The organism is Treponema sp. OMZ 798 (assembly GCF_024181385.1).
Lineage (GTDB): Bacteria > Spirochaetota > Spirochaetia > Treponematales > Treponemataceae > Treponema_B.
Genome location: NZ_CP051305.1, coordinates 2,732,953 through 2,754,463 on the forward strand (window position 1 = coordinate 2,732,953; position 21,511 = coordinate 2,754,463).

21 protein-coding genes are annotated in these 21,511 nt (G+C 37.5%); 10 read left to right on the plus strand and 11 right to left on the minus strand.

The window, feature by feature from the left end; translation table 11 throughout:
* Window positions 1-30 precede the first annotated feature (30 nt).
* Entirely contained in the window at window positions 31-1,638 is a 1,608-nt protein-coding gene (locus tag E4O07_RS12660) for a bifunctional aspartate carbamoyltransferase catalytic subunit/aspartate carbamoyltransferase regulatory subunit (RefSeq protein ID WP_253686365.1), read from the plus strand.
* On the opposite strand, the gene E4O07_RS12665 is transcribed toward E4O07_RS12660, so the two are convergent.
* Both E4O07_RS12665 and E4O07_RS12670 read right to left on the minus strand, forming a co-directional pair.
* Window positions 1,635-4,040, minus strand: coding sequence for an EAL domain-containing protein (locus E4O07_RS12665; protein WP_253686367.1), 2,406 nt, complete (start codon window positions 4,038-4,040; stop codon window positions 1,635-1,637). The two genes, E4O07_RS12660 and E4O07_RS12665, sit on opposite strands and share 4 nt — an antisense overlap.
* 199 nt (window positions 4,041-4,239) lie before the next feature.
* Window positions 4,240-4,581 (minus strand): helix-turn-helix domain-containing protein, encoded by a 342-nt coding sequence (locus E4O07_RS12670; RefSeq protein WP_253686369.1) that lies wholly within the window; start codon window positions 4,579-4,581, stop codon window positions 4,240-4,242.
* Window positions 4,582-5,086: 505 nt separating this feature from the next.
* Between E4O07_RS12670 and E4O07_RS12675 the strand changes: the two genes are divergently transcribed.
* Genes E4O07_RS12675 through E4O07_RS12695 form a run of 5 tightly spaced genes read left to right on the plus strand, consistent with a single transcriptional unit; the run spans window position 5,087 to window position 9,853 of the window.
* Entirely contained in the window at window positions 5,087-6,388 is a 1,302-nt protein-coding gene (locus E4O07_RS12675) for a hypothetical protein (RefSeq protein WP_253686371.1), read from the plus strand.
* Entirely contained in the window at window positions 6,348-7,484 is a 1,137-nt protein-coding gene (gene dgcA, locus E4O07_RS12680) for a diguanylate cyclase DgcA (protein ID WP_371921930.1), read from the plus strand. The genes E4O07_RS12675 and dgcA overlap by 41 nt, the downstream gene beginning before the upstream one ends.
* Window positions 7,485-7,505: 21 nt before the next feature.
* A complete protein-coding gene (locus tag E4O07_RS12685; RefSeq protein ID WP_253686376.1) occupies window positions 7,506-8,135 on the plus strand; it encodes a rhomboid family intramembrane serine protease in 630 nt (209 codons plus the stop codon).
* A gap of 20 nt (window positions 8,136-8,155) precedes the next feature.
* Window positions 8,156-8,836 carry an LIM domain-containing protein gene (locus E4O07_RS12690; protein WP_253686377.1) on the plus strand — a complete coding sequence of 227 codons (681 nt, stop codon included), beginning with the start codon at window positions 8,156-8,158 and terminating at the stop codon, window positions 8,834-8,836.
* A 3-nt stretch (window positions 8,837-8,839) separates the two neighbouring features.
* Window positions 8,840-9,853: a tRNA dihydrouridine synthase gene (locus E4O07_RS12695; RefSeq protein ID WP_253686379.1), complete on the plus strand. Its 1,014-nt coding sequence runs from the start codon at window positions 8,840-8,842 to the stop codon at window positions 9,851-9,853.
* On the opposite strand, the gene E4O07_RS12700 is transcribed toward E4O07_RS12695, so the two are convergent.
* Together E4O07_RS12700 and E4O07_RS12705 are read right to left on the minus strand one after the other, a co-directional pair.
* A complete protein-coding gene (locus E4O07_RS12700; RefSeq protein ID WP_253709014.1) occupies window positions 9,850-11,415 on the minus strand; it encodes an LTA synthase family protein in 1,566 nt (521 codons plus the stop codon). The genes E4O07_RS12695 and E4O07_RS12700 overlap by 4 nt on opposite strands.
* A gap of 22 nt (window positions 11,416-11,437) precedes the next feature.
* Window positions 11,438-12,637, minus strand: a complete 1,200-nt coding sequence (locus E4O07_RS12705) for a coenzyme F420-0:L-glutamate ligase (protein ID WP_253686383.1) — start codon at window positions 12,635-12,637, stop codon at window positions 11,438-11,440.
* 206 nt (window positions 12,638-12,843) lie between these two features.
* Between E4O07_RS12705 and fliS the strand changes: the two genes are divergently transcribed.
* Window positions 12,844-13,284, plus strand: a complete 441-nt coding sequence (fliS, locus tag E4O07_RS12710) for a flagellar export chaperone FliS (RefSeq protein WP_253686385.1) — start codon at window positions 12,844-12,846, stop codon at window positions 13,282-13,284.
* A gap of 11 nt (window positions 13,285-13,295) precedes the next feature.
* Window positions 13,296-13,769, plus strand: a complete 474-nt coding sequence (locus E4O07_RS12715) for a flagellar biosynthesis protein FlgN (protein ID WP_253686387.1) — start codon at window positions 13,296-13,298, stop codon at window positions 13,767-13,769.
* On the opposite strand, the gene E4O07_RS12720 is transcribed toward E4O07_RS12715, so the two are convergent.
* The 3 genes from E4O07_RS12720 to E4O07_RS12730 are packed head-to-tail and all read right to left on the minus strand — an operon-like array spanning window position 13,766 to window position 16,228.
* Window positions 13,766-14,680: a hypothetical protein gene (locus E4O07_RS12720; protein WP_253686389.1), complete on the minus strand. Its 915-nt coding sequence runs from the start codon at window positions 14,678-14,680 to the stop codon at window positions 13,766-13,768. The genes E4O07_RS12715 and E4O07_RS12720 overlap by 4 nt on opposite strands.
* 23 nt (window positions 14,681-14,703) lie before the next feature.
* The gene (locus E4O07_RS12725) at window positions 14,704-15,573 is read right to left on the minus strand and encodes a nickel/cobalt transporter (protein ID WP_253686391.1); all 870 of its coding nucleotides are present in this window, start codon (window positions 15,571-15,573) and stop codon (window positions 14,704-14,706) included.
* 7 nt (window positions 15,574-15,580) lie between these two features.
* Window positions 15,581-16,228 carry a DUF1007 family protein gene (locus E4O07_RS12730; RefSeq protein ID WP_253686393.1) on the minus strand — a complete coding sequence of 216 codons (648 nt, stop codon included), beginning with the start codon at window positions 16,226-16,228 and terminating at the stop codon, window positions 15,581-15,583.
* A 102-nt stretch (window positions 16,229-16,330) separates the two neighbouring features.
* Between E4O07_RS12730 and E4O07_RS12735 the strand changes: the two genes are divergently transcribed.
* Window positions 16,331-16,747 carry a metal-dependent transcriptional regulator gene (locus tag E4O07_RS12735; protein WP_253686395.1) on the plus strand — a complete coding sequence of 139 codons (417 nt, stop codon included), beginning with the start codon at window positions 16,331-16,333 and terminating at the stop codon, window positions 16,745-16,747.
* Window positions 16,748-16,752: 5 nt separating this feature from the next.
* Here E4O07_RS12735 and E4O07_RS12740 read toward each other — a convergent pair whose 3' ends face one another.
* From E4O07_RS12740 to E4O07_RS12755, 4 genes are read right to left on the minus strand one after another with little or no spacing between them, the layout of a single operon-like run.
* Window positions 16,753-17,667: a PSP1 domain-containing protein gene (locus tag E4O07_RS12740; RefSeq protein ID WP_253686397.1), complete on the minus strand. Its 915-nt coding sequence runs from the start codon at window positions 17,665-17,667 to the stop codon at window positions 16,753-16,755.
* Window positions 17,668-17,677: 10 nt separating this feature from the next.
* Window positions 17,678-18,238, minus strand: coding sequence for a YaaR family protein (locus tag E4O07_RS12745; protein WP_253686399.1), 561 nt, complete (start codon window positions 18,236-18,238; stop codon window positions 17,678-17,680).
* A gap of 9 nt (window positions 18,239-18,247) precedes the next feature.
* Window positions 18,248-18,667 carry a bactofilin family protein gene (locus E4O07_RS12750; RefSeq protein WP_253686401.1) on the minus strand — a complete coding sequence of 140 codons (420 nt, stop codon included), beginning with the start codon at window positions 18,665-18,667 and terminating at the stop codon, window positions 18,248-18,250.
* A 2-nt stretch (window positions 18,668-18,669) separates the two neighbouring features.
* The gene (locus E4O07_RS12755; RefSeq protein ID WP_253686403.1) at window positions 18,670-19,701 is read right to left on the minus strand and encodes a M23 family metallopeptidase; all 1,032 of its coding nucleotides are present in this window, start codon (window positions 19,699-19,701) and stop codon (window positions 18,670-18,672) included.
* Window positions 19,702-19,960: 259 nt separating this feature from the next.
* On the opposite strand from E4O07_RS12755, the gene E4O07_RS12760 reads away from it, so the two are divergent.
* A complete protein-coding gene (locus E4O07_RS12760; RefSeq protein WP_253686405.1) occupies window positions 19,961-21,508 on the plus strand; it encodes a phenylalanine--tRNA ligase subunit alpha in 1,548 nt (515 codons plus the stop codon).
* Window positions 21,509-21,511: the final 3 nt, after the last annotated feature.

Genomic DNA, 21,511 nt, shown 5'->3' on the forward strand with positions numbered 1-21,511 from the left:
TTGCATTTTTGTTTTTAACAGGAGTTTAAAATGGAAAACAAATTTATGGGGCGTTCATTGACGGTTATCGATGATTTATCAATCGATGAAAGAAAATACCTTTTTGACAAAACAAGGCGGCTAAAAAAAGCCATTCAAGAAGATGATCAAAAGGTTATGGATGAATTTAGAATTAACGACAAAGACTTCGGTATTTATGAAGTTTTTTTGGAGCCAAGCACCCGCACAAAGGAATCATTTAGAAATGCAGCTAAATTTCATCAAGTAAAATTAAGCGATCTTGCAGTAGAATCTTCATCTTTTAACAAGGGAGAAAGTTATGCCGACACCTTTAATACCCTTGCCGGTTATCAAAACAGCATCTTCATTGTCCGAAGCAAGGTAGAAGGGGTATGCCGCTGGCTTGAGGATGAGGCTCAGGCCTTTTATCAGCGAAACAACTTAAAAAGAAAGCCTGCCTTTATAAATGCCGGAGACGGAAAGCATGAGCACCCTACTCAGGAGCTCCTCGACGAATTTACCTTTATCGAAGATAACGACTGGTCATTTGACAGTATTCACATAGCCTTAGTCGGCGACCTCTATCACGGACGTACGGTTCATTCAAAGGCCGACGGACTCAAAATTTTTAAGTCTGTAAAAGTTGACTTGATAGCTCCCTCTGAACTTGCTATGCCCGAGTACTACAAGGTAAGAATGAAGGAAAACGGATTTACTGTAAGGGAATTTTCGTCCATTGAGGAGTACCTTGAACAATCCGAGGTAGCTCTCATCTGGTATTTTACACGTCCCCAGCTTGAAAGAATGGGTGAGCAGGTTCTAAAGAAGCAAGACGAACTTCGCCGCTCCATTACTTTCCGAAAAGAATTTATCGAAAAACTTCCTGAAAAAACCCGCTTTTATCACCCCCTGCCAAGACACCGTGTCCATCCGACTATTCCCACCTTTTTAGATACAACACCTCTTAACGGTTGGGAAAGGCAGTCTATAAACGGAATGTATGTCAGAATGGTTCTTTTATCGATGATAGCAGGTAAAATAGGCAGCGACTATACCGGACCTGAATTTAAGCATTGCTCACCTTTTGAAGAAGAGGATTATATTGTAGAAGTGCCTGTCACCAATGCGGGCGAAAGTAAGGTAGAAACCTTTTCTGAGGGGGTTCGGCCTATACAAAACGGAATAGTTATTGACCATATTTGCCGCGGAGATAAGCCGTCCGTAATCAGGCATCACATGTCTAAGATAATAAACGTTATGGGGCTTGAAGAGGGCCGAGGCGGAGAGTGGGTATCCACATCTACAAAGGATAAGGGTACCTTTAAGGGTATAATTTTCCGTCCGGGAGAGTACAATTTTTCAAGGGCAGACTTGAAGCGGTTGTCGGCCGTAGCTTCAAGCTGTACCCTTAATCTTATAAAAGACGGAAAGATTCAAGCAAAATACCGTACACATTTGCCGCCCCGAATTTACAATTTTGAAGATCTTATTTGTAAAAACGAGGCCTGTGTTTCTCATCCTGCGCAATCCGAAGGCGTTCCTGCTATCTTTTACCGCACTATAGACAATAGATATGCCTGCCAATACTGCGGAACAATCCACACCTTCAAAGAAATATGGGGTGAAAAAAAGGACTAAAACCTATATCCGTTCCTATCGGTTCGAGGTTTTATAGCCTCCCTGATAGGAATCGGCTTTTGGAAGGCATATCCCTGCCCGTAATCTACACCTATATCTTTTAAAATTGAAACTATCTGCTCATTTTCTGCATATTCACCTATTGTGTAAAGACCTAAATGGTAACACATATCCCTCATGGTCTTAACCATTGAAAAATCTATGTAGTCTTTATCTATGGACTTTATAAAGGACCCGTCAATTTTTACATAATCTATCGGGAGGGTCTTTAAATACGGGAAAGAAGAAAAACCTTTTCCAAAATCATCCAAAGAAAAAGAAAACCCTTGTTTTCTTAATTCGGTAACAAATTTTGAGGTTGCTTCCAAGTTTCTTACTGCACAGCTTTCCGTTATTTCAAAGCAGAAGTTATGAGCCGGAACGTTTAATGTCTTGCGGCTCTCAGCTATAAATTCTACAAGGTCATTTGAAAAAAATGAGTCTGCCGAAATATTGATTGAAAATATTACGCCCTCGTCCAAGTAACCATTACTTACCGCTTCTGCAAAAAAGGCAAAGGTATTTCTTATAACCCACTTATCTATTTCATATATGAGATTATATCTTTCAGCTATAGGGATAAAAACATCCGGCATAATAATATGATCATCATTGGTTTTAAGTCTTATTAAAATTTCATACTTAGGATGATGAAAAATATCATTTAGAGGAATAATTGCCTGTGCATATAAAACGAAATTGTCCTCTTTAAGAGCTTTTTGGATGGTATTTAACCAAAATGAAATATTTCCGCCGGAAAATCCTGTGAGCCCTGTAGACGATAATAGTTCGTAACAACCGCCCCCATTTCTAAAAGCTGTAGAGCAAGCGTCATATACATTTGATACTATCTCTTGGGCACTTTGAGGTATCTTAGGAATATTTACGATACCGACACTTATGGAAATAGTCAGTTTTTTTTCGTTCCAGGTAAAGTATTCACGATTTATTTTATCTATAAGGTCTTGTGTAAATTGACAGACTTCTTCTTGGTTTCCGAAGTAAAAGATTGCAAATTCGTCACCTATGACATGTATAAGAGAATTTTCTGGCATATTTAGAGATTTTATGTGATCTAAAACCATGGAATATATGTGCTGTATCAGTGCATTGCCGGCATAATACCCCCAAAGCTGATTTATGGTTTTAAATTTATCTATATCCAAATATAAAAGATATACTTCTTCATTTTCACTCATTTCGGTAATTATCTTATCTATCTTTTGAGTCATGGTAAGAGAGTTAAGACTAAAATTTGCTTCCCCCTGAAGATTCGATTTTGCATTTTTTACTACAGAGTTAAAACTCTTTGCAATTCTTGCAAGTTCATGATTTTGTCTATCCAAAAAATCGAATTTAATAAGCTCATTGTTTTTTGCCGCCTTTTCTAGCCGGTTCGTAATAGTTTCTATTGGTGATGCTACTTTTTTTGCAATTAAGAGGGATAGAATACTTACGAAGATAATAAAGATACATGCAAATAATATAGCTCTAAATTTTAGACCGTTTATGGGATAATAAAAATCAGATGCAGGTATTGTAAATCCAACCGTCCACCCGGCCGCCGCTGATTGCGCAAAGTAGAAGAATCTTTCGGCTCCGTCATAATCTTTTACTACGGGCAAGCTTTTGCTATAGCCCTTATCCATTTTTAGCTTGGCGATATGTTCTATAAAATCTATGCCGCCCTCAATATTATAAATCTCCGTAAAGCTATCAATATCTAATTGATATCTTTCATTGGGGTGAGATAATATTCGATAATCTTTTCCTATCAAAAAAGCGTAAGTCCCATCTTCGTTTTTAAATTTTTCTATAAGGGATAATAGCTCTTCTATCTTTATTTCACCTAAAAGTAATCCGTCCACTCCGTTTTTTGTGGTAAACTGTTTGATAATGGAAAAGGATATTGTATCCGGTTTTGCACTTATACTGTGATAAGGATTGGTAATTACGGTTTCTTCAGTGCTTTTTGCTTCAATATACCAAGGCCTCTTTCTTGGGTCATAGCTGTCGGGCGGTCTCCAACCCTGACCATTTGCAAAAACACCTGTTTCAAAAAAAACTGCATAATCGGTTTCAGGACTAAGCCTGTTTAAATTTACCAAAAATCCGGTGCATTCCTCATAATCCGTAATATCCATATAAACCAAAGTTTCTATAGTTTGCTCGATCTCGGTCATTTTTTCGACAAGCCATTCATCTATTTCCTTGGCAATCAGTTGAGCTTTTAATTGGTTTTTATTGTTTAGGTTTGTTGAAAAAATGTTTGCCGCATAAAAAAAGTTGAGGAATACAGAAATAATTATTAAAGCACTAAACACTAATGCGTTTGAGAGAACAATTTTCTGTTTTAATCTCATGCGTCCCTCCTTCAAATGGATGCTAAAATTTATGCACAAATCTATTTTATAAAAATTGACAGTAAGATAGACAACTTAAACAATCTTTCGTCATTATAATCGATTTAAAATAGATATGCCGTATTGTTCTTGTTCAAAATATAACTAAATTTCAAACTAAAAGTTACTTGTTTTTCTTTATTATCTTTACAAACTAAAATTATTGATATTTATCTAAAGGTTTATCTTTAAAGCAGCCGGATGTGTATTTTTTTAATAATTTATTCAAGTCTGTTATCAGTTCGGCATGTCGTCCTGCTATTATCGTTAAATCTTCTTGACTTATATCGTCTGTAAGAAATAGTTCGTAAGGAGTAGTATTTAGTGCATCCGTTATTTTTGATAAGGTTGCGGCAGACACCCATTTTTGCTTGTTTTCAATTGCATTGATAAATGCAATTGAAACATCAGCCCGCAGAGCCAACTCCATCTGGGACATTTCCAGTTTATGCCGAATCCTTTTTATATTTTTAGCTAAAACAGATGCATAATCATAACTCATAATTAATAATACCCCCAAAATTTGATGACAGCAAAGAGCCAATAGTGTAATAAAATATTCTATCAGTTGAAATCTAGCTTTTAACTAATGCAGAATTTGAATTTTATATAAGAATTCTATACTATCTTGAAAATAAGGGTAATTTTTGATAATATAGAAAGTGTTAATTTTATCTAATTTAATCCGGCATATAAAAGAATTCTTCTATTCTTTGTTTTACTCGAATGAAGAAGATATGAACTCCCAAAAGGCCCTGCGCAATATTATTCAGGAATTAAAGCGGTGTAAGTACCCAGTATATCGTAATGACAATACTATCTTGGCCGGCTTACCGATAATTATCTATGAGATTTATAGGATAAGCTTGACTTTTAAACATATTTTGCGTGAGACTATATGTTCTAATGACATTAGGCTTTCAACTTTTTTTTTAGATAAGCTGGTAGAGTCTTCATTTTCAGATCAACAAAAAATACTAAAGGAAAAGATATCCTTTAACAGCCGTATGGAAAAGATTTCGGATTTAATGAGGGAAGATTTTGACCAAAAAATTAAGGATCAGACAAACGAATTCGATGATCTTGTATTTTCCTTGACCGATCCTGCTTTTAAGACTGTAGATGTCAAAATAAATAAACTGTTTGCATTTTTTGATTTTTGCAGTTTTCAATTTAATACTTTTTTTGCTTATTTTGATCCCGGTTTTAGTACAATTATAAATACTGATTCTGTAAGAGAGCATTATAGTTTTGAAAATGTAGACGGAATGACTGTTCTTCAAGAGATTCTTGATTTGGATTATCTTATTCGGAATATATCTATAGATGAACAACTGGCGGATGGAATCTTGTTTCTTAATTCATGCCTCTCTTCAGATAAACAGACAGATGAAATTTATATAAAAAAGAATTTAAAAAATTTTTCCTCAAAGCTCGAAAATAGTTTGGGTAAGGATACGCTAAAAAATATTGCAAAATTGGTTAAAAAGGACCCTAAGTTTGAGGATAAAACAAAGTCGCCTCGTGCTTTCTCGGAAATAGAAGAGTACAAAACACGACTTGCAGCTAATTTTAATGCGGATACAAAAAAAATACTTAAACTAAGGCAGGATCTCCAAATGGAATCTCTTATCAGCGGTTTATTTGGAGATATTGAAATACTCAAGCTGGATGTTTATAACGAAGAGCTGAACGGCAAAATTCAAGCTTTAACCGGCCTTTCATTAGACTGGATAAGGCCCTTAGAGATTTTAAAAACATATGCAAAAAGTTTTTTTGAACCCTCGATAGAGCCTTTTTTGAGAGAGCTTTTAGTAGAGGGACTTTTTGAAGACAAAAAAATGAAGTCTGATTTTGCTGCAAATTATTATTACTGCTCGGCTGTTACAGACAAAATAGATGAACTGGAAAAAATGATGTATGGTAAGAATGAGTCCTCAATAGAGCTTATAAGGGGATATTTAACGCGTATGGAGGCCGGAGGAGATTTTGAAAAACCCTTATCAAAAATTATTGACGAGATTAACCTTCGTGCAAAGAAATTTTTGGAAGAATCGGGCAAGTACTATTTAGACCTTCTTAAATTTTGTAAGTTAATAATAAAGGATACGTATAGACCCGTACCTGAAAACGTACATAATATAACTGCAATGATAAATTCTACAAAAAACAAAGACAGATTTACGGTTTTTGCAAACGGGATAGAAAATTTTGAAAAAATGATTGAACTTTTAAAAAGATATGTTGTCATCGATATATCGGAGCTAAATGAAAAGGCAGGTAAAAATTATGAAAACTACTCCAAATGAAAAATTATTAAAAAAAGCATTAAATGCCGGCAAAACTAAAAAATATGCCGATAAAATTTTTCACCAAGAAAAAGAAATCTTTGATTTAAAGCAACTATTGCAGATTTCAAAGAGTTTAAACTCCGTTTTGCAATTTGACCGCCTTATTGAAGCAATATTATATATAGTTATGGCCCAGTTAAAAACCTTTGGAGCTGCAATTTTTACAAAAAAATCCTTTGATGATAACCTATTTGTATTAAACAGGGACCATTATGGTTTTGATATCTCCCGCGAGGTTCAATACTCTATAAATGTGGATCATCCGCTCATAAATTTTTTGGATAAATCCGATTCGGGGTGTACTCCCGATGAGATAGGTAAAAACATAAAGACAGACAAGATAGTAAAGGATTTATTCAGTCTAAGCCCTTCTTTTTTTGTACCCTTAAAAGCAAAAAATAGAATGATAGGCTTTTTACTTTTAGGCGAGAAAATGGAAAGTTCCCATGAATTTACGGACTATGAAAAAAACATTATAGAAAATATAGCTTCCTTGGCTGCCATAGCTATAAACAACTCCCAGCTTTTGGAAATGACTACAACCGATATAATGACGCACTTAAAATTAAAGCATTACTTTTTCACCTTGCTGATGGAGCGCTTGGATATTATAAATTCTTCAGACGCAAAAAAAGAACCGCTTTCAATTTTAATGATTGATATAGACTTTTTTAAAAAGATAAATGACACCTATGGTCATGCTGCCGGTGATATTGTTTTGGAAGAGGTTGCAAGAGTTATAAAATCGTGTACGCGAAATGCCGATACTGCTGCAAGATACGGCGGTGAAGAATTTGTAGTAATGCTTAATAATACTCCGGTTAGTGCTGCTATGGCTATAGCCGAAAGAATAAGAAAGCTTGTAGAAGAGACTGCTGTTTTTTATGACGGTCAAAAAATTAATGTTACTATCTCTATAGGGGTATCAAGTTATAACTTTGATCTTGAGCCTGCAAAGTCCATAGTGGACAGGGCAGATAAGGCCTTATACGAGTCCAAACAAAACGGACGGAATCGTGTAACATTATCTAAAAATAACTTGCCTAAAGATTGATAATTTTCGATATTTTATATTATGAAGTATTTACGAAAACCTTTTAAATATACATATAAGAATGCCGTACTTGCCATAGCTCTTATCAATGCTGCCGTGTTTGTACTTACAAGTCTTTTTAGAAATTTGAGTGCATACTTAGGACTTGTGCCTATTCTTGTATTGTATGCTCAAACTTATTGGCAAATATTCACTTACCAATTTGTTCATGGGGACTTTTTTCATTTGGCATTTAATATGCTTGCCCTATTCTTTTTTGGTGTCCCGGTAGAAAGAAAAATCGGAACAAAGGAATTTATACTTTACTATCTTCTGATAGGAACGATTGATGGTGCTTTGAGTTTTTTGGTGTATGCGGCAACAGGCTTTTATAATATTACCCTTGTAGGTGCATCAGGAGCAATTTTCGGTGTTTTACTTTTATATGCCGTAATTTATCCTAACTCCGTGATCTATCTTTGGGCTGTGGTTCCTGTGCCGGCCCCTCTTTTGATTTTAGGCTATGCAGTAATTGAGCTCATCAGCATATTCTCTGTAGGTGACGGGATTGCGCACTTGACTCACTTTATAGGGCTCCTTGCCGGTTGGGCATACATAAGAATCCGCTTCGGCATAAAGCCTCTTAAAGTCTGGAATTCAACGGGAAGGTAAAATTGCCCGATAATTAGACTATGAGAAAGTTCATTGCTTTGCTTCTTTTTTTTATAAGTCTTTGTCTATATGCGGATACTTATTCCGGGGCTTCAGGAAGTGATGCCTTGATTGTAAGAGCTCCGGTCTGGGTATTTCTTGATGAAGCCCCTAAGCTAAAAGATGATGAGAGCAAGGCAAAATTCACTCCTCCTAAAGAGGCCTTGCTTGAGCTTTCAGCCTATATCCTGTCAGGCATGACCTACGGTTTAAAATTTTCTTATACACCCTTCGATAAAAAGCGTAATGTAGAAGAAGTCTTTGAGCTGGAGACTGTTTTTAAGCCAAGTACCGAAAATATAAAAATTACCGATGTAAGGGTTAAATATCCTTATTGTTATTCTTGGGCCGAATACGGCATCCCTGAATCCTATTCAGGGCATTTTAAGCTTTGGACAAAGAACGCTCATAAGACAATAAAGGGTAGAGGCAAGGGAGACCGCTTTGATGAGCTTGAAGGGGTGTATACCGCTTATACTGAGGCGATAAAAAATGCCGTCCGTCAATATGCTAGAACCTTTTTAAAAAATAAACCTAAGGAAATTCGAGGGGCTGTTTTGATAAAATCTTCTCCCCGTCTTTTTGTAGAATCGGGTTTTTTTAAGGCTGAACTTGAACTTTACATCCAAATAGATGAAATTATAAAATATACGGTTTTTTAATTTATGAATTTGATATCGGCACCCATGGCTGCAATAACTCACTCCGCTTTTAGAAGACTCATAGCCTGTTTTAAGGAGCCGGATGAGTATTTTTCTGAAATGATACATGCTCCATCTGCTATTTCAGGCGGAGGTTTTGAAAAATGGTATTTTAGGGCAAATCCGTCGCCCGAAAAGCTTGTTTGGCAGATTACGAGCCCTGAGGAGGAAGCTGCGGCTGCCTGCATCCCTATTTTGCTTCAATACGGCGGCTTTGGCATTGACCTAAACATGGGCTGCTGTGCCCCGCAGATCGTTAACACCGGAGCCGGCTTTGCATGGATGAAAAAGCCGCTTTCTCAAACAGCCTCCTTAGTAAGCAAGGTAAAAAAGGCTGTCCTTCTCTGTGATGGGCAGAAATCAAGGCCGCAGACCGAGTCTATCCGCCTTAGTGTAAAACTGCGCCTAGGCGAAGAAGAAAACTATGATAAGCTTTTGTCCTTTTGTAAGATGCTTGTTTCGGAAGGAGTAGACCTGATAACCCTGCACCCCCGCACTCAAAAACAAAAATATTCAAGGCCGTGTAAACATGAGTACACAGCCCGTCTTGCCGCCGATTTAAGCGTTCCCGTTTACGGTAACGGAGATATAAATTCCCTTGAAATCTTAGAAAAAACCGGCTCAAAATATCCATGTTCGGGCTGGATGATAGGCCGGGCAGCCGTGCAAAAACCGTGGATTTTTTATGAGCTCTCAAAGGGGCATTTAAAAAACGGTGCAGCTGCCGGAAGAGAAGAAAAAATCGAAATCGACTTATTAAAAACAGCGGAGCTGTTTTTAAGTTTTTTACAGGAAGAACAACCCCAAGAGTTTTACCTTACAAGGGCTCAGCGCTTTTTTGCCTTCTTTTGCGATAATTTCAGCTTTGCCCACCATATAAAAAGCAAGATTCTAAATTGCAAGAACCTTGATGATATGCTCCTCAATTTAAGAGCCTATTTTGAGGAGGTTCCTCAAGACAGGCTGATAAGGGTTTAGTCTTTTTTCATCAACTTTTCTTCATAAAAGATTGAGCGTTTTTCGATTTCTGAATTGAGCTTCTTTAAGCCCTTTTCTTCCAACAGAGTTTTTTGGCCCGAAAAGAGGGAGCGGCCAAGGCCTAAACCCGAGGCATTGAATTCGATACCAATGCTTTCTACGATTGTGGGAAAAAGGTCAAAAGTTGTAAAGAGCCGATTTTTGTTTTTATCAGTTGTTTTTGCAGAATTTATAAAGGCGTTGTAGGGATGTCTATCTTGTAATTTTACGGTCGGCGGATATAGATCTCCTCCCATGTATAAGTGATCTCCTAAAATGACTATTGTAGTATTTTCATAAAAGGGCTGGGTCTTAGCCCATTCAACAAAGTCATAGGCTTTTTTTGATGCTCCGGCATAGACATTGTGTATTTTTTCAAAATAAATGTTAGGGCATTTTTCATCGGCATAGCCTCTGGGAGAATGTGTGTCGGCAGTAAAAAAGATATAGGCGAAAGGCCTATCTTCTTTTGAAAGCTCAGTGAGGTCCTCCCGTGCAAATCGGTAAAGTTTTTCGTCTTCAAAGCCCCACCATACATTGTAGCCTTTGGGTATTCTCCCTGCTTCAACAAAATAAGAATAATCTTGAATCTTAAAGTTTTTATGGCCGGTTAAAAAATTACCCAAGCAGCCGAATTCCTTGTCAGCCGCCATGCTGAAAACGAGCGTGTAGCCGTTATCGTATAAAAGATCTCCTAGACCGTAACCTCCTTCCATAAAATTATCAATTTTTATTGAGGCTGTATTTAAGGATGAAATTCTAAAAGAAGATGAATCAAAAGCAGGAAGATTTAAGATTAACGGAACGCCTAGGTTTAAGGAAGTAAGGGATGCTATTGAGTGAGATGTCCCCGTAACCTGTGTAAGCCCTCCCAAATTTTCGCTGTGGCTGAATGAAAGGTTTTGTTCGGCTATTTGCCGTAACTCAGGAATAAGATCATAGCGGGATAAGCCTCCGAATTCCTTTGATACGGCACTTATCTCCATCGATTCAAGGTAGAGTATTATGAGGTTTCGCTTTTTTTGAGGGAAAGTAAATTTTACTTTAGAAGGGTCTATATAGTTAATCTCATAAAGGTCTGTAGGAGGGCTTAGCTTATAATAAACATATTGAATATACCCGAATTTATATTGACTATATCCTAAAATAATACATAGATAAATCAATAAATAAAGGCGGGGTCTTCTTATTAAAATAGGGAAGATGCGGTAAGATCTTCCTTTCTTTGTTTTTAAAAGAAATTTTACTTCTTTTAAGATTAAAACAAGGTTTACCAAGGATAGAATTATCGGAATTACAAGGGCTTTTAGGTAAAAGCTTAGAAGAACCTCGCTGCTTGTGCCGTCAATGGGAGTGATAGCTGTAAAGATAAGCTGATCTATTTGAGCATGAGGGAAGATGCCTAAAAGCCAAATGATGAGCATTAGAAGAAAAGCATATAGAAGTACGAATAAGCTGCCTAAAAAAGCCTGTTTTTTCTTTTCTTTTTTATTTGTGAATACGATCTTTTCTCTTATAAACATAACACATCTTCAAAATAAAAGATTACCCGGTATATTTGTCGAAGTATCCTTGTATAAATATTATGGGTGTTCCCTTATCCCCGCTTCCCGATGTAAGGTCTGAAAGCGAACCGATTAGGTCTATAAGCCGCCTAGGTGTAGTTCCTTGAGATTCCATAGAGTCTATACGGGAAGAAGTTTCTTTTTGGTGCTTGTCGATATATTCGGCAATTTTTTGCTTTTGTTCTTCTTCACTCAGGTCTTTAAAATTGTTGTCGGCCAGATATTTTAGTTTTACCTCATTCGGTTTTCCGTCCAAGCCCTTTGTGTAGGCCGGTGAAACAACAGGATCGGCGAGTTCCCAAATTTTACCTATCGGGTCCTTAAAGGCTCCGTCCCCGTAAACCATAACCTCGATGGTTTTTCCCGTTTTTTCTTTTATTATGGACTGTATCTTATCTACAATGACTTGTGCATTATGAGGGAAGAGCTTTACTCTATCGTCTCCGGATTTATTGGAACCTAGGAGTCCGTAAGCCGAATTAAAGCCGCTTCCATTTACTGAGCTGCTTAAAATATCGTCAAGGCCCAAAACGGTTTTTGCCCCGGCTTTTTTTAAAAGTTTTTTTGTTCTATTTCGTGTATGAATATCGCATGCTAAAACTGCATCGGTATATTCGATTATTTTTTTTGGATCATTGGATAGAATTACAAAGGATTCGGGGTTGTGCTTTTTGATTATCGATTCATAATATTCTACATAATCCATTCCTGTAAATTTATGTTTGTGGTCGCCGAATTTGCTTCTAAATTCTTCCCGAGTGAAGGAATTTGTCCACGGATTTACGTCGGAATCTTCAAAAACATCGGGGTCTATCAGGTGGTTGCCAACCTCATCACCGGGATAGCTTAGCATGATAATGAGCTTGTTTTTTGAGCGGGCTATGCCTTCCAAACAAACCGAAAAACGGTTTCGGCTTAAAATCGGAAAGATTAAGCCTATGCATGAGTCTCCGAATTTAGCCTTTACATCGGAAGCTATATCGTCAGCTGTTGCATAGTTTCCTTGTGCTCTAGCAACTACGGACTCCGTAACGGAAAGAATATCCCTGTCATTTATCTTAAAGCCTTCAGCTTTTGCGGCATTTAAAAGAGTTTCTGCAGCAATTGATGCGATATCATCGCCTTCCCTGACTATCGGAGCAATCAGCCCCCTCGATGTAGTTCCTACAAATTTCTTCATTTTGAACCTCAGAAAGATATTATAGGGTCTTTTTTTTTGTTTGTCAATAAGTTTTAAGTAAACCGTTTTTATGTAACTTTTTGGATTTTTATACATTATTATCAATTTTAAGGTAATAGGCAAATTGAAATAAAGTCTTTTTCTAAAGACCTTATTTTAAATACCGATAAACTTAGGAGACACCTATTTTTATTTTTGGAGGGGGTATGAGTTATAATAGTCAGGCTGCAGCAGCCTATAAAGAAACAAGTGTTAAAACGGCAAGTCCGGGATCTCTTATTCTTATGCTTTATACTGAGGGGATAAAAGAAATAAATTTGGCAATTTCTAAAATGCGTGTGCCTAAAATTCCCGCAAAGGATATCGAATCCATCAATAACCACATAATTAAGGCTCAGGAGATTATAACTGAGCTTATGGCAGCCTTAGATATGGATATAGGAGGAGAAATAGCTGCAAATCTTCTTTCAATTTATTCATATTTTAACCAGCAGCTTTTGACTGCAAATTTAAAAAAAGACTATAAACCCTTGTTGGATGTCAGCTCTATGATGCAGGAATTATATGACGTATGGAAACAAATTCTTGTATCCCGGCCTGTACCTCAAAGGGCTGAGGTTTCTGTAGGTGTAAACATAGCCGGGTAAAGGGGATTCTTATGAAACAAGCATTAAGCCGTCAAGAAATCGATCAGAGGGTAGCTGTTCTCAAGAGGTTTAAGGCCCTTTTACAAGAACAAAGAAAAAAATTCAGTGACTATCTTGTTGTACTTGAAACACAGGAACGCAGTATTCATGAAGACAATATAGATGCTCTTGTTCATCACACAGAATTGGAACAGTCGATAATCGGTGATATTTTTACAATTCAAAAGGTGATAGATCCGATAGAAGAAATGTACCGCTTCGGTATGCCCGATAAGGACGATACCGAAGTTGTAAGGCTCAAATCAGACCTTAATAAGCTTCAATCCCAAGTCTTGGACCAAAACAAAAAAAACAGAGAGCTTCTGCAGTCCAGAATGGCTGATTTACGTCAAGAAATGATATCCCTAAAGCCGGACTACCGATACTCCTCACAAATTCTCTCAAAGAAAGAAACTTCTGCAAGTCTGGTAGATATCAGCATTTAATTCTTATTTTTTAAGTATTCAATATCTTCTTTTATGGTTTTTGCTCTAAAAGAGTCCGGAGCTTTTTTTAAGGCTTGCTCAAGATATTCCAGTATCTTTTTTATTGGAGCATTCGGCAGGCGGGAATAAAATGAAGCTATATTACACAGGGTAAGCTGCTCTTCTTCCGGGCTTAAAAGACCTGTTTCCAGGGTCTTTTTTAATTCTGCTATTATTTCATTATATTTTTGCTGTTTAAACAAGGGTTCAATATTTAAGTTCATTCTTGCAAGTATAAAAGAGCCTAATAAGCCGCTTTCATTTGAAGGATCGCTCGCTATCCCCTCATCAAAAAGATTCCTATATTTTTCGGAATCGACAAGATAAATTTTGTCAAAAAATGCGTTTATCGCCTTTATTTTTTCGGGGCCTGCTGAGTCATTGATGTTTTTTCGTAAATTTTCTACTGTCACTCCCTTTTCTTTTAGTTTATTTAGATGGGTTAAAAACGAAGAGGGAGTATTAATTTGCTCAGGAATCGAATCCGAATGATAAACATCTCCGTGTTCATTCATCAAGCAAAGATAGGGTACTTGAGTAATATTATAATCCGAAAAAAGTACATAATTTTTCTCCAATTGGACCGAATCAACCGAACTGTCCTCTTTTACTATATCTATATTATAAAAAATAAAATCCTTATTTATCTTTGAAAATAAGCTGCCCGTAAAAACGTTTTCCAATAAGTTTTTACTTTGAGGATCCGTATCGGAGGCGCTAAAAAACATGAGGCCTTGTTTCTTTGATAGGGCTAGATCTTTTTCTATAGTGGATCCGTCCGTTTTCCAATCCTTTTGTACGCTTGAGCAGCTTCCAATAAGTATCGCAAAAAAGACAAAGAGGTAAATTCTCATGAGGTTTATAAATTTCATATTAACTCCATTAAAAGCAAATTTTATTTTAACATTCTAAACAAACTTAAGATAAAAGGCAAGGCCGTTTTTACCGAAATGTAGAGTAAAAAGCCGTAAGCTCCTATTTGAAGGATAGAACCTATAAGGCCTACAAGTCTTTCCTTATCCTTTAGCTTGTAAAAAAGGCTTGTTCTTCCGGCCCAGGCTAAGTATCCCGATGCTATTATCGGAATGCTCATGCCTAAGGACATGGCTATCGCTGCAAAGATGCCTAAGGCCAAGATATCGAGGCTTACAGCCAGCACCAAGACAAGCATGGCAGCGGGACAGGGATAAATACCGCTGATTAAAATTGCTCCGAGTTTAAGTTTTTTATGGTTTGAATCTTTTTGTGTATTTATATCCTTTACCGCATCTATTATTCCGTAAAGGGATAAAATTATTAAGATTAAAAAGGAGATTCCCTCCATATATATCATCGTATCATTTGAGCGTGAGAGGATGGCTCCCGAAAGGCCCTTAAAAATCATCATGAGGACTATGGCGGCTCCTCCGTGCATTCCTGCCAGAGCAAGTCCGGTAAAAAGAGGCTCTAAGCTTGTAGATTCTTTTGTAAGGTAAAAAGAGAAAATAATGGTTTTACGGTGTCCCGGGCCTGCCGCATGTACCAAACCGTATAAAAATGAAATGGCCAGTATGGACAGTAAAACATCAAAATCTTTATTTTCTTTCCAAGAGCTTATATAGTCTCCCAACTTTTGGTTTAATATACGCTGTCCTTTTAAAATGTTTTCTGGAGGCTGTCCTTGATATACGGGAACGGGAGAATTCTTTTTTCCCGTAAATGGATTTGCAAATAAGAGGCTCATATTAATAATAAAAAGAATACTAAAAATGTGTCTTTTTTTCATAAGCATTTTAAAACCTGATTCTTACTTCTTTTGGATAATAGGTATTAAGGCCGGGTGCCCACTTATAATATATTCTGTTATCGTCCATAGCGCCCAGAGGGTTATAATATACAGGATAGTTTTTATTTTCGATAATGGAGTATGAGGGGGCTATTAGACTTTTGTCATATATGAATTTTACGGCCGTATTTTCAGGATAGCTTATATCGCAAAAAAAAGTATAATCGTAGCAGGCTAAAAATATTTCCTGTCCCTTAAATTTGCTCAGGTCTATAAAAAACCGGTAGCTTAAAATTCCCTTATTTTGCCAAACGGAAAAAGAGGCCTTTTCAATGTGTTCAGGAGTGCTGCGTTTTTGTCCTTGTCTTATGAAGGTAAAATAATAAAAATTTTCCGAATAACTGAAGGCATTTTCATATACATCGGCTGTTTCCTTTGCATCGAATGCTCCGTCTCCGTTTAAGTCATAACCGCTTATTATATCGGCACTAAAAAATCTATCAAAGGTCCATGTAACATAGGCTCCTTTTAAGGTCTTTCCTGCAAAGACAATCTCGAGGGAGCTTGTAAACCACATATGCGGGTGAGAAAAGGATTGAAAATTTATAAAAATTAAAAAAATAAATAAAAGTATATTTTTTTTTGATCTTAACATATTTCTATTTTGCCGCCCAAACATAAAGTTAGAACAAATATTCTTCCGATATGATACAAAAAAGTTCTTGTTTTGTCAAAGGAAATAGTGTATAATATGAGCATGAATAAAAGAACACATGTAGCAGGAACTATTACTTCCTCAAAAGAAGATTATCTTGAGCGGATTTACGACTTATCTTTGGTTGATGAACAGGTAAGATCAATTGATGTTGCCCGTGCATTGAATGTTTCACGAGCGAGCGTTAATAAATCTCTTGGGGGACTAAAAGATGACGGATATATAGAGCAAGAGCCTTACGGTACAATTACCTTAACAAAAAAAGGAAGGGCCATTGCAAAGGATGTCCGTACAAGACACAATGCTCTTAGGACATTTTTAACACAAGTTCTTAAAGTAGATTATGAAATTGCAGATATCGATGCCTGTGAAATGGAACATGCAATAAGCAAGCATACTGCAGATAAGCTTTATGCTTATTTAAAAAAATTGGGTATAACCGAAAAAGAAGCAGATTAACCGCTTTATCTTACCTGCCACTTTCCGCCGATATTGACTATCCGTTTTGACGGCAGGGAAAGTATACGCCCGTCTTCTCCCAATAAGGAAACCATTTGGGTAAGAAGGTTTACCTCGGTAATCTTAAAGGTGGTGCCGTCATACGGGAATCTAGCTCCCTCAGGCGGCATTGCCTTTCGGGCTTCTGCATACCAATCATATTCGTAAGAGAGGCAGCATAAAAGCCTTCCGCACTGACCGGATATTTTTGATGAATTGAGGGACAGGTTTTGTTCCTTGGCCATTTTTATTGAAACAGGTTTAAGCTTATCCGTTACATTATGACAGCAATAGGGGCGTCCGCAGCAGCCGAGGCCGCCTATAATTCTGGATTCATCTCGAACTCCTATTTGCCTTAGTTCAACGCGTACCTTAAAAACTGAAACGAGATCTTTAACCAGCTTTCTAAAATCGATGCGGGTGTCGGCACTAAAAAAGAATAAGACCTTAGGTTCATCAAATAAAAAGTGGCAGCCGATAAATTTCATTTCCAGATTATTTAGGGCAACCTTTTCTTTAAAGATTTTGGCGGCTTCTTTTTCTTTTTTACTGTTTTCTTCTAAAATAATCTCTTCTTCAGCGTTGATTTTTCGAATAATTTTTACAACCTCATCCTGGTTGGCATTTATGGGAGCCTTGACGGGGCCTCCAAACCGTGCAACATCATTACCATACCGGGTAGGAACAAGGACAAAGTCCCCTGCACTAAATTCTTGATGTTCGGAGGCTGTTGCATAGAAACTCTCCTTCGAATAATCCAGATTAAGCTCATACAGGGGTTGAGGAAAGTCGTTAGGATTTGAGCTCATTTTTACAGGCCTTTGGTCCTTATCTTCAAGAGATTCAATATCTTCTGTATTTTCGTTAATATCATAATCCATTAGTACCCCGCTATGTAGTCAAGTTGACCAAAAGACCTTTTATTTCATCAAGTCTATCCAAAATTTGCAGCTTTTCAAGTTGATTAAATAAAAGTTCCTGTGTTAGTTTATTTATTTTTTCATCAATAACCTTTACAATTACATAATTACGCTGTTTTAACGGATTTAGGCCGCCTGAAGTTACTGCCTTAACATTGAGCGAATTTTGAACTGCAAAGTTTACAAAGCTTTTGACAGCTTTTTTATATTTATTAATTGTTTCGGTATTTACGTTTTCAGCCAGGTTAGCCCCGCTGGAATAAACCTCGTCCTGCAAAACGGCCAAAATATCTTCTACTGCCTTTTTTCTTTCTTCAGGATTAAGGCCTTCCAGCTTTTTTTCATAATATAATTCTTCCGAATCCACAATAGTGTTATCCAAAATTGTATCTAAAAAAGTTTTAGGCTTTTTTAGCTTGGAATCTTCCGTTTTACGTGTTTGATTTTTTTGAATGTGAGAATCTTTGGCGATTAGAGGTGCGGCCGTATTAAGAGCGGAAACGTAGTTGCTTGTATCCACAGAGTTTCCCATAGGGTTACCTCACCTGGAATGAACAAGGGCTGAGGCTGCAAGCCCCTGCCTGTTTTTGTATTCTTTTTCCGCCTTTTCAAATTCGGCTTGATTGTCTACGGCAAAGCAGTAGCCATGTAAAAATACATCATCATCCAATCGTATTTTTTTTGTCAGAACCGAACCTAAAACAAGGCCTGTCGACAAGACGACCACGCTTTCCGGAGCTATAACATCGCCTTGAACCATTCCGCCTATGGTTATCGATTTGGCATGTATATTTCCTCGGACTCTTGCGTTCTCTGCAATTATAACCCTTCCGGGAGTTTTTATATCTCCGTTTATATCTCCGTCTATACGTAAAAATCCGGGCACACTTAAACTTCCGTTTACAAAGCTTCCCGGGCCTATGATTGTATTTATGGAAATATCGTCAATAAAATCAGCCATGACTATTTTTTTCTTCCGGTATTTTTTATGTTCAGATATTTCATAGGATCTACAACGTCTGAACCTATGTGAACCTCATAGTGCAAGTGGGGTCCTGTAGATATACCTGTGTTGCCTACATAGCCTATAACCTGACCCTTTTGTACATGCTGTCCGCGTGTAACTCTAAACGAGCTTAGGTGAGCATATCTTGTAAAAAAACCATGCTTATGTTTGATGATAATGTAGTTTCCCCAGCCCGGATCGGTTTCTACCGTAATAACCTGTCCGTCAGCTGTAGCCATAATGGGGTCGCCGGAGCGTCCCGTCGCAAGGTCTATACCGGTATGAATGTACCATTGACCGGTAAAAGGATGACGGTTTTGACCGAAGGCCATCGTGATATGTCCGATACCGCCCTTAATCGGCCAAAGACTGGGAATATCCGAAAAGAGGGCTGTTTGAGTGTCCATGAGTTTTGCCATTTCCTGTACGGGCTGAATGGTATCTTGTAAATAGGCTGAAAGTTTTTTAAGCTCGCTTACTTCTCTTGCCGTTCCTTGGGCCTGCTCTTGTACATTAAACAGGAGAGAAAGGTCGCTTGAATCGTCATTTTCTGCGCCTGTTTCCATGATAGACTGTAAACCCAATGAGGTTAATGTAGAAGAAAGCGTAGATTGAAAATTCTTTGCATTTTTTAAAAGGTCATTTGTTTCATTTTTTAGAACATTAAGACTGGCTTGAGTCTTGCGTGTTTCTTCTTTTAGGTTGGCAAGTTTTCTGGCTGAAGCTATGGATTCGGCTGTAAACCAAAAAAATGAAGCCAAGATGCCTACAAGAAGTATTGTTACAAAAACAAGTGAAAAAATACTTGCCTGAAAATTTACAATCCTTTTTTGAGAATGCGGAACAACCATGATGGTCAGCTTTTTGCGTCCGCCATTGATGAATTTCATTATACCCTTAGATACGTTTGCACACAAAGCCTTAAAAAGCTCATTAAAATACCGTACTAAGTTATTTTCTGCTCGTTTATATGTTCGTGTTCTTGACACTTTAAACCCCTTAAACTGTTTTTGACTATACCATAATTAAATAATAAAAAGCATAAATTCAAATTTCAAAAATTATAGATACCGTCTTTCTTTTATCGGCTTTTTAGCCCAAATTATTTAGCACACAACCGACACAGTATTATATAATAAGTAAAGTTTTTTGTAAAGTCCTTAAAAATTATATAATCAGAATTGTGTACAAAGACTTAAAAATATGATATAATCTCCTATCTTTTTAGACGAATTTCGGAGTAAATTTATGGATATCAAAAGTATTATCAAAAATCTTCATCCTCTTGAGATTAAGGTTTTAAAAAATTTTAAAATAGGCGACTATCTTGATAATAAAAAACTTGAGCTTAAACTTTCATATAAAGAAGGCCATGCAAATCAGGTTTTCTCATGGCTCAAAATGAAGGGGCTTATAAAAGAAACCGACCGCAAAAAACACATATTTTTTGAACTGACAAATATTGGAACAGATTTTGCCGAACGCGGCACTCCGGAACAAAGAATTTTACGGCTTTTAAAAGAAAAAGGCGACCTGAAGCTGCCTGAAATTGCCGAAGCTCTTAATTTGGAAAATAAGGATGTAGGTTCGGCCTTCGGTATTCTTTCAAAAGAAGGCGCCGTTAAGATGAATGAAGAAAAAAAGGCTTCCTTTGTGCAAGAACCTCAATCAAAGCGCTTTAAGATAACCGTCGAATTGCTGAAAAAGGGACTTAAAACCGAAGGTCATATCATAGCCGAGGAAGATCTTGATGATGAAGAGCGCGAAATTATCAACTCAATCGCAAAAAAACGCGGAGCCGCTGACAGTCCTTATAAAATTGTAGAGCGCGACTCTGTTGTGTACGGCTTTACGGAAGATGTTCCTTCTCTCCAAAAAGAGCTTGAAGCCGAGGGGATAACGGGCGATGAAACAGGCCGGCTTACAGCCGAGAGTTTAAAAACCGGAAGCTGGAAAAATCAAACTTTTAGAAGCTACAATATCAATCTTCCTCCTGCGAGAATAGTTGCAGGAAGAACAAATCCTTACTGCGATTTTTTGGAAGGTGTAAAGGATAAGCTCGTAGGTTTGGGCTTTGAAGAATTTGACGGACCTCTCGTAGAAACGGATTTTTGGAACTCGGATGCTCTTTTTATGCCCCAATTCCATGCAGCCCGAGATATTCACGATGTTTACTATATAAAAAATCCGACTCATGCAAAAAGTATTGAAGAACCCTTTTTATCCCGCGTTGCCGAGGCCCATGAAACAGGCGGAAACACGGGCAGCCGGGGCTGGAATTATTCCTTTGACAGAAATTTTACAAGGAGGCTTTTGCTTAGAAGCCAGGGCACCGTTCTTTCAGCCCATCAGCTTGCAAAGGCAAAAATTCCCGGTAAATATTTCGGCATAGCCCGATGTTTCCGTTATGATAAGGTAGATGCTACCCACTTATCCGACTTTTACCAAACCGAGGGCATAGTTTTAGGCAATGAGGTCAATTTAAAGACCTTGTTGGGAATACTCAAAATGTTTGCCGTCGAAATCGCCGGGGCTACCGAGGTAAAATACGTAGGCGGCTACTTCCCCTTTACAGAACCTTCTATTGAAGTGCATATAAAGCACCCCGTTTTGGGCTGGTTTGAGCTTGGCGGCTCAGGAATTCTCCGCCCGGAAGTATCGAGAACTATGGGGGTCGATGTTCCGGTCTTGGCATGGGGAATAGGTATCGACCGAATGGCCCTGATGGCTCTGGGCTTAAACGACCTAAGAGAACTGTTCAGCTCGGACATTGAAGGAGTCAGGCTGAGAAAGTAAGAC